Annotated in this window: 6 protein-coding genes; all 6 read left to right on the forward strand. The window is 29.5% G+C overall.

From position 1 onward, the window contains the following. Window positions 1-3 precede the first annotated feature (3 nt). The 6 genes from ACWXVV_RS01990 to ACWXVV_RS02015 all read left to right on the forward strand — a co-directional run bounded on the left by ACWXVV_RS01990 (window position 4) and on the right by ACWXVV_RS02015 (window position 16,463). Window positions 4-4,191 carry a hypothetical protein gene (locus tag ACWXVV_RS01990; protein ID WP_456012468.1) on the forward strand — a complete coding sequence of 1,396 codons (4,188 nt, stop codon included), beginning with the start codon at window positions 4-6 and terminating at the stop codon, window positions 4,189-4,191. A 17-nt stretch (window positions 4,192-4,208) separates the two neighbouring features. After that, a complete protein-coding gene (locus ACWXVV_RS01995; protein WP_455984705.1) occupies window positions 4,209-6,707 on the forward strand; it encodes a hypothetical protein in 2,499 nt (832 codons plus the stop codon). A 12-nt stretch (window positions 6,708-6,719) separates the two neighbouring features. Then, window positions 6,720-12,818 (forward strand): hypothetical protein, encoded by a 6,099-nt coding sequence (locus ACWXVV_RS02000; RefSeq protein WP_455984704.1) that lies wholly within the window; start codon window positions 6,720-6,722, stop codon window positions 12,816-12,818. 90 nt (window positions 12,819-12,908) lie between these two features. Beyond that, entirely contained in the window at window positions 12,909-15,410 is a 2,502-nt protein-coding gene (locus ACWXVV_RS02005) for a hypothetical protein (RefSeq protein WP_455967873.1), read from the forward strand. After that, a complete protein-coding gene (locus tag ACWXVV_RS02010) occupies window positions 15,410-15,646 on the forward strand; it encodes a hypothetical protein (protein ID WP_438341772.1) in 237 nt (78 codons plus the stop codon). The genes ACWXVV_RS02005 and ACWXVV_RS02010 overlap by 1 nt, the downstream gene beginning before the upstream one ends. Continuing rightward, window positions 15,618-16,463 (forward strand): hypothetical protein, encoded by an 846-nt coding sequence (locus ACWXVV_RS02015; RefSeq protein WP_455984703.1) that lies wholly within the window; start codon window positions 15,618-15,620, stop codon window positions 16,461-16,463. The genes ACWXVV_RS02010 and ACWXVV_RS02015 overlap by 29 nt, the downstream gene beginning before the upstream one ends. The last annotated feature ends 11 nt before the right edge of the window (window positions 16,464-16,474 follow it).

Consider the following 16,474-nt stretch of genomic DNA (forward strand, 5'->3'; position numbering starts at 1 on the left):
GTATTGAGTCGCGAAAACATAATTGGTTACATTGAAAAATTCAACGACATAATTAATTTATTAAACAAACAGGAAGAATTGATTACTAAGCAGCAAGAAGTAGCAGCATCAAGACTATACAGAACCGTAAAAGATGTAGTAGATGCCAAAAACATGGCTGATGCAATTTTAAGAAGTGTTCCAGTTGATGCTGTCTGAAAAAAACCTGCTATAGGCGATGTTGTTAAACCTGTTAATTACATTTTGAGTCTTCAAAAAGTTTTAGAAAACGATTTTACAAAACTTTTGAATATTGCAACTTTAAGACAGGACATTGCTGATGACATTATTAACAGAAACCAAACTAACTTATTCGATTTAATTGAAGAACGTTATGACGAAATTTATTGAGTTGACCTAAATGAAACCGCTTCAAAACAATACATTAAGGCTTACTATGAAAACCTTTTAACTGAATTATCAAATGCTAATTTAGATTCGCTAACTAAAGCTCCTAGTGATTCAAGTTTTAATAATTTAAACAATAAACTTGAAGAGATTAGAGCAAATGCTTTTGATAAATATGCTAATCTCTACTTCTATGAAGCAATTATGACTAATGTGAAAGCTGTAAAAGAACAAAATGATTACTTAAAAAGTCTTTATCCTGATGCTTTCACTGACTCAGAAGTTATTAAACAATACACTGAAAAACTATTTGGCTCAGCCCAAGATGTAAATCCTCCTGTTGTAGGTTTAGTAAATAAAATTACTGACAATTTATTAAATGATGACATTTCTAAAGATACACTGATTGAGTGAAGTAAAGAAATGTTAACAATCTCAGCTGCTTACATACCGGCTCTATATTATTCAAAAAACTATTATTTCACTGCATGACCACAAATCAAGTTATCAGACGAACAAAAAGCACCATTAAATGAAATAGTTGATCTAGCGTTACAAAAACTTAAATCACGACTAATTGTCAACGATCAAAATTATGATATTGTCATTCCTAGAAGACAACTAGAGTTAAAATATCTTCAATTTGTTCCTAATACTTACAAAATTGAAGTTCCAACAAATGGATCATGATCAGAATTGTATGTAAATAAAGATGCTGCTAATGCTCATACATTCAATCAAGCATTCTGAGACACATACAAATTGCAAGCCAACATCCAAATTGCTCAATCTTGATATGCACTAAAAGATACTTATGCTCAAGATGACACAATGAAAGCTGTTTTTGAAGAATTGAATCAAGCTATTCAAAGAGCAATTCAACACACAACTGAAACACTAGAACAAATCAAGCAATCAGATCCAAGCATTACTACTGACGATCAAGCGATTGTCGAAATGAGTAAAAGAAAAAATGCCTCATTCAAAGAACTAAGAAATATGCAAACAGGATTGTTGCACAAACTAAAACAAACCAAACTGAACCAAGCTAAAACCTTAGCAAACAACTTTGTAAAATTGAGCGTTTTAATGCTTCAAAATAATATTAGACCAACACTAGAATACTCAAGCGATCCAGATTTTACATACTTGTCTTCAGTTAAGGGTATCAATGATAAGGATACGTTCAATGAAATTTCTGAAAAATACAACTCATTACAACAAAAATACCAACAAAATGTCTTGAAATTGTATCAAGGTCTAAAAGCTAGAATTTATTGAGAACATAAATGATTAAAAGACTTTGCTGATTTAATAAATAGCGTCGAGGGAACATCAAAACCACAAGATTGAGAAGAATTAACTAAAGCACAATTGCTAAAAATTATGCAAGCAAGTGAAGATGATTTAAACTCACTAAACACATTCTTAAGTGAGTTCAATTTTGACCTAACACAAGAATTAAGTGATGAAACCGTTAAACCAGGAAGCGACCTTTACGAAAATGTGTTCACTACTGCAGTTGATTCATACATGGTACAAATCAAATCACTTGATACACAATTACAAACACTGAATACTAAATTCATTAGTCCATTAAATAAATTAGCAAGAGAATATAGTGATTTCAAAAGTGATTTTGCTGCTAAACAAAATAATGATGCGTATGCAAATTACTTTACAACTATCTTAAGAAGCATTAATAAATATAGTGATATTGAATCAAGTCTAAATAGTTTTAAAAACGAAGGTCTAGATGCAGCCACAATAAGCGTTGTTGAAACACTTAGCTCGCTTGTTTCATCTCTAGCTAATAACGATTATACAGATACTTCAGTACAAGCTCAGTATCCACAAACTGGCGACCAAGTTCAAAAAATGAACAACGTAAAAGAAAAACTACAAACACTAATTGGTCAAATTTATAAAAATCAAAAACAATTCAACAACCTAGTTTATGGTGCAAATGACAACGCTAATTCACTTGTAAAAATTTACAAAGACTACACTGAAACTTATTCTAATTTTGGTTTGCTATTTTCACAAGTTGTTAATAATATTAGCCCTTACAACATATACGAAAATAGCAACAATATTTCTAGTCGAAATCCAGATTTCAGTAATTTCATTAAAAATTCATATAAAGAAAAAGATGCAGTTGAAAAGTTAAAAACTGATATTTTAGCCAACTGACAAAAAGACGTTACTCCTTTCGACATGGTATTGAAAAACATTGAGAGTTCATACGATTCAATTAAGCAATTAAGAGATTGAATTGGTTACAAGGATAATCTAAATGAAATTTTTAGCTATTTAGATGTCGTTCCGGACTGACAAAAACCAAATGAAGCAAATTACAACGATATCGTTGTAAAAGAAGGAATTTGTGCTGAAGATATCGTTGAGAAATGAAATCAAGTAAATACTTCAAATGTTGAAGATCCTAATGAACCTAACCCAGAATATGACTATGCTTCTATTAAGGATAAAACTGAATTTTTAGACTTGTTCAATAAGTTCAATATTCTAAAGTCTAGTGAAAATCAGAAATTTAACCTAAATAATGTTGATGTTCAATTCTATAAAGCTAAAACTGATTCTCAATACATTAAAATATTCAACCAAACCGATGGTTTAACTAAGAAAATTAAATTTAATTTAAGGTTCATTTACAAAAAACCTGAAGGTAGTTCATCTTATCCAGGCGTAGATTACATTGCAAAATACTATGACGGTGTAACCATTTCAGTAAATACTTTGGACGAAGTTTTTATAACACAACAAAGCTTAGGTTCTACAACAAAAGAAAAAAGCAAAATTTTCGACTGAAATAAAGCAGGTTGAAATGCACAAAATGTTATAAATAATTATGTTGGCGCATTTGCTAAATATTCACTCTTAGACATGGCAAAGCGTAATATAGACATATTTTCTTCAGAAGTAAAAAATTATGGAAATATAAACAATCCTGAATCAAGTACAAATAGCAGAGAAGATGCACAAAACGACAATTTAAAAGTAAAATTGAAGTTAAAAGACGATTTTCTTTTAACACTACGAAAAAGTAAGGCTGAACCACTATCCGATGGCGACTCATACAAACCATCTGTGTCTAGTGATGGAAATCAATATATTTATTGAACTGTTAAAGATATAAATATTAAAAAATATTCAGAATATGTTGATTATATGATTAAACTTCGTATAGCCTTTCCTATGGTAAAGGTCAAAAATTATGAAGAAGGCGAATTTAAAGATAGAGCAGTTTTAATTCTTGATTTAGATTTAGGAAATAGACTTTATAAAAATAGTGACGAGGGAGAAACTAATCTTCTTACTGGATATATAAATGACAGCAATAATTATGTAAAAAAACCTAATACTTCTGCTAATTGAATGTTCAAAACTTATAACTTTGGAACTCTAGATGATGAAGCAACAGAAAAAACAGTACATCTAAATGATGGGACAACACAAACTTATAAAACCCAAATCAAAGCAGACAAATTAACTGAGTATTTAAATATGGCAAAGGCCGAAGATTTGTTGAATGATCTCGATGCTTTTAACACCAAACTTTTACTTAAAGATTCAATTGTGAACAATGATGAGACTTACATAGAAAGATTTGGTGATTTTACTGCAAAGAGCTTTTATTCTTTGTGACACCCTTCACATGACAATCCAGATTTTGAGGGAGTGGTTCAAGATATTGCATTTACTCCAAAGGGTGAAACCATATATAAAACTTCTTCTTATAAGACAAACATTGACAAACTAGAAATCAAATTGAAATTACACTAATTTAAGAAAGGTAAAACATGACAAAATCAAGCAAAATATTATTATCACTAAGTGGACTTCTAGGTATAGCGGTTTCATCTTCAACAATTGCACTAGCTTTACAAAAGCAAGATTTTGACAAAAATAAAAATGACTTTTATAAAACTTTTGACCAGTCAAAAGATCAATTTCAAACATACAAAGATGTATGAAATTTCAGTCCAGAAGTAAAAGAAGAGTTAAATCAAAAACTTACTAGTGCTCAAAATTATTGAAATGATGATAATAAAAATTTCAAAGAAAAAGTTACTGCCATCAATGATTTTCAAAATTCATTCTTTTCTAGTGTAATCGATGATTTACAACAAAATACTAATAGCAATCTAACTCAAGATCAGACTGTTGAACTACAAAGTTTTCTATATACTCAAAGAAACAGAATACAGGAACAAAGTATTTATTCATATTATTTTGCCAACAATCCGCAATTCTCAACTGATATCGATAATTTTGTCTCAAACTGAAACTCGCTTTCGGTACAACAAAGACAAGAAAAATTAGCGGCTTTTAAAGATTTATTCACTACTTCAGTAGAAAAGCAAGAAAAATTACTAAATGATGTACTTGAATCTAATGAGAGTGACTATTTAGCATCACTAAAAAGTGATATCAACTCTTTACCAAGTCAAGCGCTTAAAAACCAAGCCAATTCTTTAATAGATAATATTGAAGCCAAGTTGGTACAAAAATCATTTAGCTACAATGAAATCAATATTTTAAAAAATGATGCTAAAGAAATTGTTAATGTTTACAAGAAAGATAAACAATCTATTGACCAATTAGTTTATGAAATTAATGGTTATTTAGATCAATTAAATTCTTATTTGAAAAATAACGATGCAAATAAGGAAATTGCTTCACAATTGCAGCATTTAATTTCTTCATTTAATGTTCGATTAAATTCATCTACCTCAAAAGATGATTTTGAGCAATTGAAAATTGACTTACAAAACACTGTTTCAAAAGTTTTTGACAATACTAAAAACATTGAAGAAATTAAATATAACTGAACCTCATTTCTTGAGATCCAGAAAAAACAAATTAAGCATTTAACTAAACAAGTAGAACAAATGCAAAATTCGAGTGCTTATGAAGACTTCGTTGCAAGTACCGAATATGATAAAGTTATCGAAGAGAAAGCTAAATATAGTGCTCAGCTTTCACAATTAAACTTATTAGATAAGAAAATTTCAACTATTCTTAAAAATTTAGATGAAAGTCAAAAACAAAACCTAATCAGTTTAGATAAAAATCATGAGTACAAAAATGCTTTAAATAATTTGATTAATAGCAATCTAACAACTGAAAGTTTAGACAAACAAATTAATGAAATTGCTAACAATGTTTTAGCCGATGTTAGTGCACAAGTTTATGCAAAGGAAACTAAAAATGACATCGAACAACTACTAAACGCCTTGAATGCTTATGCTGATCTAGGTTTAGCAAAAGAAAATAAACAACTTTTCAGCGCTCAATTGCAAGAAATGTATCTACAATTAGATTCAATCCTCAATAGCGATAAACTAAAACCTACTGATGCTAAAAAATTAAGTACTGCCCTAGAAGAAAAATGTCGTCAAGCATTGCTAGGAATGTTAAAGACTTTGGACGATACACTAGCCAAATTTTTAGCTTCAGTTTACAATGATGCAAACTCAGCTGACATTGTGAAAAGAATTCAAGATTTCATTGATCAAGAGTACTCACAACAAAACATTACTTCTGACACAACAAATAGCTCACAAGCATACAAAAACGCAATCATTCGTCGTTTAAAAGAATTAGCACGTTTACCTTTAATTAAAAAAGCCAGTCAAATTAAACAATATCTATCTAATACTACAGATAATGCTTACATTACTTATAATCGTAAAAATGATTTAATTTGAAAAAGCTCACAAGACATCCAAGAGCAATTACAACTTCTAAATGATTATCAATCTCAATTAGATAGTTTAACTAATGATGCCTGAAATGGTGAACCAACTGAAACAACAGCTAAAAATTTGGATGCTTTAAATGAAAAAATAGCTTCATATGCAAAAAATATTGATGCTCTAAATAATTTAGATGCAATCAATGAAAAAATCAATGACTACATTCAAGAAATTTTCAAAGATACAATTGGAAACGAAAAACTTGAAAAACAAATTATTGCTATTAGAAGTCTTCAAAATAGTTCACATAATTTATTTAAAGATGACAATGTTGATTCTTCAGCAATCAAAGATGTAAGCGACAAATTAAGTCAAGCCTTCAATCAATTACAAAGTACAAAAATCGATTCTAACTTATCTTCAAAAGCTGAAGATGCTAAAAAAGAATTAGACAACCTTTATCAAGATGAAGAAGATAAAAAGTTGACAAGTTATCAAAAATTAAGTCAAAAATTAAATGATTTAAGCAGCAAAATTCAAAATCAATCACTTTCACAAGATGATGTTGATGCAATTAATAAAAACATTGATAATTTATAGCAAGCCTTACCTTTGATTCGTAATTTAGAAAAAGGGACTCAATCATTAAATGATGCTGAAAATGAAGTATCTAACGATTCAGATGCCGGACAATATGTAAATAAAGCAAAAGAAGAAAATGATAAACTAAAACAAAAAATCAATGACTTAATTAATAACGTCAATACCGACGAAAACATCAATCTTGAAAATCTTCAAAACTTGCTAGACTCACTAAAAGAACGTCTACAGGACACAAAAAACAGTCTTTTAAAAGATAAAATTGCCAAAGTTAATGCTCAAATCAAAGACACAAAACCTTCAGACTATGTTGCGGGTGTTGCAATTAAGTATAAAAATGAAAAATCAAAAATCACTGATGGCTGATTTGAAAGTTTAATGAATAGCAATTCAGATGAAAAATTAAAAGATGCACTGCAAAAATTTGAAGCAATAAAATCTCTAAATGATTCACTAGTTGAAGCACAAAACTGAATTTTGCAACATAATAAAGAAACAAAATATCAAGAAATTATTGACAAATTAAGTGAACAAGTAGCAGATAATATGTTTGCTTATGATGATACTGTCGAAAATTCACAAAATAAAAAAGCAGAAATTGATAAAAAATTAGCAGAAGCAAAAGCTAAAGTTGAATTACTATCTTCAATCGATGATTTGAAGGCTATTTTAGGCAACCAAAATGACCAACAAAAAGCAATTTATCATGATTTGTCAAACGAAATCAAACAATTAGAAGCAGAATATAGTTCATACTTGGAATCTAATAATTTAACTAGTGAACAACTAGCCAACAAAAAAGCTGAATTAGATGCAAAAATTACTGAACTAAAAGCTAAAAAAGAAGCAATTGATACACAGTTGCAAAATCTAATCAATGATATTGACGCAAACGTTGTTAATAAGACAGATAAAGCAATTGAAGCATTGAAACAAGTAAGCGGTAATGAAAATGATTCATTCCCATTGTATGAAACAACTAAAGCTGATTATGAACAACAAAAAACTGATCCACAGATTACTTTAGATTCGCTAAATAGTTTTAAAGATAAAATGCAAAAGGCGTTTGCTAAAGATAAGCTAAACAACAAATTAAATAAATTAGCTAAGTTAACAAATCTAGATGAGTTCGACACAACTAATGTCGAAAATCCAGCTTTAGATGCAATTAACAGTGTCAAAAAAGGCATTCAATCATTTGCTGAAGACTTAAAAAATAGACTAAGCCAAGACGATTTAAATCAAGAAGATTTTGATAAAATTAATGGCCAAATTGATAAGTATTTAGATTTAATTAATACTCAGAAAAAAGTCGCAAAACAACTAAAAGACTGATTAGCTACTGAAGATAGTCAACAAAAACAAAATCTTCAAAATGCAATTCAAACATTATCAAAAGCATTGCAAAATTCACAACCAAGCATTGAAAAAGACTATGATGATACAGAAGCAAAAAATTCACAACTGCAACAAGTTTATGATTCGCTAAAAGATCAACAAAGTAACAAAGATGAAAACAAAGATGCAATAGATAATCAAGAAAATGGTTTAAGACAAGTACTTCAAAATACTTTAGCTGAAAACGCAAGCGATGTTGATAGTGAAGCACAAACTAAAATTAACCAACAATTAGATGAGTTAGTTAACAAAAACAATGGTGCAACATCTGATGAAGAAATTCAAAAAATTAAAGATTTTATCAATGACTTAAAAGCAAATAAAGATAACGTAGTTAAACTTGCTAAAGAAGTAAAAAATGCCCAAGACGCACTGAATGCAACAACTGATACTGACAATTCACACATTAATCGTCTAAAAGATAAAGTTAAAGATTTAATTAAGAAAGCTCAAGAAAATTATGTGCCACAGAATTTGGACACAACTACTCTATCAAAACTAAAAGATGAGCTTACTAAAGCAGTAAAAGAATTGAAAGATTCGACTGAACTTCAAGACTTAATTAAACAAGCAAAACTTATCCTAAATGGTGATAAAACTCAAGAAGGTATTGAATTCTATACATATAAAGGTCTAGAAGACAAATATCAAAAAGCAAGAATCAATCAATTTTTGGATAACATTCAAGCAGATTCATTAAACGAAGACGGAAGCCAAAACTCAGCCATTTTACCTCAACTAAAAGCAAGAGTTAGCGCAACAATAACCTTGCTAAACACATTAAAAGCCATATCACAACAAATTAATCAATGAAAAGGTGAACAAACTGATAAAAATGAAGTTTACAACATCGATATTGAAGCATTAATCGATACATTGTGAACTAACAGTCCACAACCAGAACAAAGATATCAAGACGACCAAGATAATGCTAAAATTTCGGCTAAAAACATAGCAGCATCTCAAAAAGAAAATGAAATCAAACAACTTCACGATCACAGGCTTGCAAATTACAATTTAGCCAAAGAAATTTTAGAAAAAGCTGAGTCAAATGACTTAGCAAATTCACTTCCTGAATTCAGTCAAACGATTGCCAAACGTGTGAAAACATTGATGGCACTGAATGTATCTTCAACAGATGATAGTGTATTATTCAGTCAAAGTAATTCTGAAGCTATTAATCAACAACTACAAGTAATTAAAGATTCTTTCGACACCTTAAAACAACTAGCAACAGTAATTAAATCAATTGAAAATGATGGTTCATCAACTAAATATGCATTTAATAATGACAATGAAAACATCAAACCATTCTATGATGAATTTACAAACTTAATTGCTAGTGCTAAAAATCTATACAACACTAATGATGTAGCAAAAGCACAAGAGTATACTAAAAAATTGGCTTGATACCAAAAAGTTGCTAACTCATTTTTACCAAGTTATGTAAAAAGTATCAAAAAGGTTAATGGTAATGAACAATTATCAGATAAAAACTTGAACACAAAATTAGTGGAAAAATTAACATCGCAATGACTAGAAGCTAAAAATATTTCTCTCGATGCTAGTGAAGAAGATTTTGAACATGCACAAAGTGATTACGAAGCAAAAAATAATGCTGTAGTTGATTTAAAAAATGCCTTATTTGAATTAGATGAGGCTTTAATTGATGCGCAAAATTTCCTTGATTTTGAACCAACAAGACAAAATCAAGAATACATTCGTAGCAAGCAAACAAAACAAAGCATTGAAGCACTAAAACAAACAGTTGCGCAAGCCAGTGCAACTTTCCACAGTAGTGATTTATCGCTAGAAGCAGTAAAACAGGCTAAAAGTGATGTTTTAGATAAAAGCAATGAAGTAGCAATTAATATTTCGCATGATGCTGACAAATTAAAAGAAACTTGTCAAGCTCTTTACGACTATGTAAAAGCTAAAAATAATGATTCAACAACATGAAATGTAACCATTCCTGACGGATTTACATATGAAGTTTTAGATAGACTTAATAAAGCTAAATCAACAAATATCCATGACCATTCTTTCATAACTACTGAAATTCTTGACTATGGAATTAGAAAATTAACTGAATTCATGAATGATGTTTTCAATTACGAACAAAGCAGAATGTTTGAAAAAATTAAACTTCTTCAAGCATACAAAGATGCGTTCAGTAGTTCGAAAACAAGAGACTATGAAGGTGTGCAAGATGCATACGATGAAATAGTAAGCACACTCACTGATTTACAAAACATCAGCGATGCAAGTTTATTCAATGTATTTGGGTATGCTTCAGTTGATGCAACAAAATCTTTTGAAAGTGATTTTGTCGATACTGTGGAACAAAAAATTAGTGCAGTTCAATCTAAAATTAATGCCTTAGTGTCTAAAGCAAAAGAATTTTTCAGTATGTTATTTGATAATACTGCGGATAGCCCTCTTGAACAAGGCTTATTCTTTAGATTTGAAACTACTTTCTTAGGTGAGTATGCTTCTTATGAAATGCTTTATGCAATTGAACCTTACAAGATGATTAATATTGAAAATCCAAATTTAGACGTTTACAAATTTTTAGGCTTCAATGAATCACGAAGAATTTGAGTTGAAAAAATTCATCCTGCAATGCAAGAATATGCAAATTTGCTAAAGCAAGATAAACTTCTAAGTGGTTATGCAAGTGCCACAACCCTAGCAAAACTTATGCTAAACACAAATTCAACATTGAATGATTTTTATGATTTTTGAGAAACTCTGTTAAAAGAATATAGTGCGAAATATGAAGAAATTAGAAATTATTCTTTACTAAAAGAAGCAATGGCTGATATTTACGCAACAAAAGACATTAATAGTAATGACGCTAACATAGAAAGTATCAAATCTTCCATTAATAGCATATATAGCAATTATTTGGACTTAATACATGTAACAAGAACATGACGTGATTTGGTAAATCTCTTCTGAGTAAGTTCTAAAATTCCTGGAACTAATGAATTCTATAACTCAAAACAATTGTGATTTATAACTGACATTTCAAAATTAGCGCAGCTATCTACAATGATGAGAACAGTTAATGAGCAAGATCCAAGCGATGGACGACTTAATAGTTACTTTGCTTCATTAATGTCAAAATTAATGAAATACGACTACACCTATGGTCGAAGATATTTAGCCATAAGTGCTTCAAATACTGCTACAAGAGAACAATTCTATCAAGCACTGATGAAATATTCAAAACCAGGTGATACAGAAATTGACATCACCGAAAATGATGAAATCCTTTCACTATTTAATTTATTTGCATTTACTAAAAAAGACAAGTCAAGTGATCCATCTGATTTTAATTTAAAAAATGTAAGAGTTAAAATTGTAAAACAAGATGATGGTTCTTGATACAAAATACCTAACGCATCAAATTCTCGAAATATATCATTTAGACTTAAATATGAATATACCCCAAGCTACTTACCGGACTATATGAAAGTAGATCCAGTGTTAAGTATAAGAACGTGAAATTGATATGATCAAAGATCGATGGAATCATTGATAAAAAACGACAGCACAAGATTTTGAACTTCCGAAGAGGCTTCTGAGTTTCCAGCACAAAACAAATTTGGTGATGCTTCTGTCAGCTTCGTGGCTGCAGGTGGTTATGCTGGTACTGATGAAGACAAGCCTTTTACTGAAAGCAATAATAAATTTGGTTATGATTCAAAAACACCTTTCTTTGATGTGGCAACTTCAAGTTGAGACAAAAACTTAACCAAAGATCAATATGAGCAAAAGATTTCTGAAGACATTGCATGAGCAATTAAAAATTCAACTAACAGCCAGGCACTAACAAAAGTTTTCGTTGATAAAGAAAATAATGCTATTTGACAAGACGCGTCTTATGACAATAATCAAAGTAAGTTTGACATCAAGTTCACAAATCCTAGATTTATTAATTATCAAAATAATGGGCACAGTGCTACATATCTAGATTTAGAGCATCAATTCCAAATTATGCAAATGAATATCAATAAAAGAGAATTAACTGTAATTCAAGCGATTCCAGGAGAGTTTATATCGGCTCCTTATAGAAATACAGAAGCTGACTCAGAATTCAATGATCTAGTTGGACTAGGCAAAGCATTCGTTCCTAGTGATGAAACTAGCGCTTACTCATACGTTAAGGAATATAATTCACCAACGGTTACAGTTTATTACTACAAATTCAATTTTGAATACAATGAAGAAGATAAAAAAATCTACATTTGAAATAGTTGAATGGAAAATCAAACATTCTATAAGAATTTTACAGTATGATCGACAGGCAAATTTTACGCACCAATGTTTACTGAGCATAAAGTTACTTACCCAGGACAAACTAGTGAAAAAACCATACACACAATATCACCAGTCAATGCAGCAATTCTTTTCTCTAGAGGTGATGTTATGCAACAAATGGGATTAGGAACATCAAAATCTTGAAACTATGATGATGCTAAAAAAGATACATATATCGACATAAGGGAAAATGCAGATCATGTTTTAACAACACAAGATGCTGCTGGAAAATATAATTCATTCAAAGTTTTCAAAAACGATATGAGTGGAAAATTAGTGTGATCAGATCCTGACAATCCTAAAAACACACACGTTACTGACGATCCTACTAAAAAATCAATTTTATATAATGCTGGATTAATTAAATTCAAAACCCAAATTCAATAATACTTCAACGTGACACTCCAAAATTACTTGGAGTGTTTTTTATTTTTAAAATTGGTTTCATTTTTTACTTTAATAAGTGAAAGGAGGAAAATGCAGAGTGCTGCAAATATTTACAAAAACACAAGAACAAATCCCAAAGATCGCAAAAAAATATTTGCATTTATCGCCTTAGGCTTAATGGCATGTGCAAGTGTAACAACATTTACAATTAGTGCTATTACACAAGTACAAAAAAAGTCAACGTTGCGCAAAAGCAATGAAAAAATAACGGATTTAAGAACTGAATTAAATGACTTAAATAAGCTTTTAATTGAAAAACAAAATCATAACAATGCACTTTTAGAACAAATAGAATCATTCAAGCAAAATGCTTCTTCTGACGAAAATCAAAAAATTGCTCTTAGTGAAAAATTACAATCTTTGACACAATTAGTAAAGAAATTAGAATTAGAAAATTTACAAATAAACAAAACGTTGCTTGAATCGAACAGCAAAATTTCAACACAAAATTCATCGCTAGAAGATTTAAAAACACAAAAGCAAAACTTATTAGTTGCTTTGTCAAAAAGCAAAAGTGAAGTTCAAAAATATCAACAAGAAATAGAAAACGTTAAAAATGACTTAACTAAATCTGCAACAGAAGCTAAATTAATGTCCGATAAACAGATAAGTCAATTAGTAAATCAATTGGAACAATACAAAAAAGATTATGTTCTACTTACTGAAAAATACAATCAAAATCTTGCTGAGTACAATGCTAAGCTTATAACTAATAAACAAGTTTCAGATGAAGAAATACTTAGATTACAAAATGTTTTAAATGGTTTGAATGCTAAATATGCGGCTGAAAAAAATGAATTACAAGCAAGAAACAATACCTTAAATGAACAACGTGATAGAGAAAGACAAATCTATGAGTCGCGTATTGATGTTATTACAAACGAAAATGAACGCAATAAAAAGAACATTTCATCACTGAACAAACAAGTGGAATCTTTAAATAATGAAAAAAGCATTTTGACCGAAAAAATAGCTTCAGCTATTGAAGACAAAAAACAAACTGAAGATAAGTATAAAAGTATGTTAGGAGCTTTGAATACGAAAATAGACGAATTAAACAACGCTAATTTTGGTTTAAACAATAATTTGATAGCTTTACAAAAAGAAAATGAAGAAGCAATTAAGAAGATAAATGAGTTGCATGAATCAGAAACAACGAAGCTCAATATTTTAATTACTCAACTTAAAGCAGACAATTCAAAATACACAGAAAACGCAAAAGCATATGTTTTAGTAATTAAGGCAATAATTGAGAAAATGCTAATAAATGTTGAAACCACGTTCGCATCTGCTAAAGAAATTTTCAAAGGCTCAAGTTTTGAAAAACTTAAAGACTTTTATGGTAATACTGAAACATTTATAGCATTTTTAAAAACATTCAAAAGTGACGTGCAAGCCATGATAAATGAAAATAAATTCATTCAAAAGGAAAAAATGATAACGAAATCCGAGACTATGATGTTGAATTTTGAGTCATGATTAAAATCTTACAATCTTTTGAATTGAAACGTTGTTGATGTTTATTTTAAACATCGTCAGACTATCTTGGAATTAAGAGACGAAGCAGCAAAACTTAATCAAAAAATCGGATTTCTTCAACAAACTATAACTAATAACCAAAACTTGCTTACTACATCACAAGGTAACTTAAACAAAATAAGCCGGGACTTATCTGTTGCAAGATCTGAAATTATTGGCTTAAAACAAGATGTAAAATCTAAAGAACGTACAATAAGTCAAAATGAATTAATAATCCGAAATTTAAAAGACGACATAAGTAAGTTAAGAGTTGAAAATGGTGATTTAGTAAAATACAAAAAACAACTTTCAGAAATGACTGCTAAATTTAACAAATCAAATGATGACTTAAAACTCGCTTTAAGTGAAATAGAAAACAAGAAAGCACTTATAGAGACACAAAATCAAAAAATTCAACTTTTAACCAACAAAGAAACAGAATTAACAAAACAAGTTCAATCATTAATTAAGGAAAAAGAACAACTTGCCACAAGTATTGCTGAATTAAAAACTAAAATTCAGTCAGTAGAAAGTTTATTGCTTCGTGCCCAAAGCAAGTGAGCTAAGGCAATAATAGATGCTAAATTTCAAACATGAAAATTATATTTAAACGATATCAATAGATATATTGGCTTCCACAACAATTTAAGTTCTAACTCATTTAGTGGAATTAATGCTAGAGCATACGAAATATACACATTGAATCAATTTGACGGCAATGAAAGTATTTTCATAAAATTGGATGGCGATTTTAGTGATGCATTGAGAAAATATTACAACACTTCTTACTATGAAGTAAACGCTATGGATGACAAAATAAAAACACTAGCACAAAATATTAAAGCAAATAAATCAAGTTTATCAAAAGGATATGGCATTACCACTGCTAATCAATTAATCGATGGCATTAATAGACATATTTCAAATGATTTTTCATTTTTAAGTAGTCTTAGACTAAGTACAATGCAAAATCCACCAAAAGTTAGAGGAAGACCAAAAGGACCATACCATTAATGAATAATTTCAAAGAAATAAGTGACACAAATGCAGCAAAAATTCAAGTTGGAAGCTTGATAACAGTTCTTACTACACTGATACCGCTTGGAATAAACTTAATATCTTCACTGATTGGTATAGGTAAAATGGCAACATCACAAAGCGGAGAAATTAAAACAAAAGATGTAACATATAAGTGAACTAACGAAGCTGCCAAGGAAAATTATGTATTTCCAGTCCATTACAACATCTAATTTTGCAAATTACCAAGTTAGCAAAGAAGTTAGTGACGCTATTGATTATGCTAAAAAGAAAAATAATCATTTTTTTAGCTCAAAACAAAACTTGATAGCATCTTTAAAATATCTTTCACACTTATTACCTTACGATTTAATTAATATTTGACTGCTTGAAAAATATCAAAGCAAAGGTTTAGTTCATGATGATTTTGAAGGTTGAAAAAAACGTGGCTACTATGTTAAAAAAGGACAAAAAGCTTCCTACATAGTAATGCTTAAGAATGTTTCATTTTTGATTGATAAAGAAAATAATGATGTAAGTTTAGTTGAATTTAAAAGGGCTAATTCAGATCAGATCAAGAAGTATCAAAATGGCGAACTATTTCTGTTAAAAAAGAAAATGTATACGCTTGTACCTGTTTTTGATGAAAATCAATTAAACAAACCTTTTGAAAATAAAACTAAAAACGTCAATTTTGATACTTTCAAAAAGATTATTATCCAAATTGCTAAAGAGCTAAATTGCTACGCGGAATTCGATTTTAGTGACAATCAAAAATTTAAACAGCAATTTTACAATGTGTTAAAGCTTCTATTTGATCTAAACAATTCTAATAAATCGATTGCCAGTTACAATTTAAACTTAGAAATGATAGCTTACTTGTTGTTAGAACATTTTAATTTAAATGATGTTAACGATTGATCATATGACTTTGAATTTTTGCAGTGATATGATAAGAATTTAGATGAAACAGAAAAAGAAAAATTAATTATAACAGTACATAACATAGCTTTATTTTTTGCACAGAAAATTAAAAAAACCCTAGCCTAACATCTGGCTGG

The sequence above is a fragment of the Mycoplasma sp. 3392 genome (assembly GCF_053851755.1).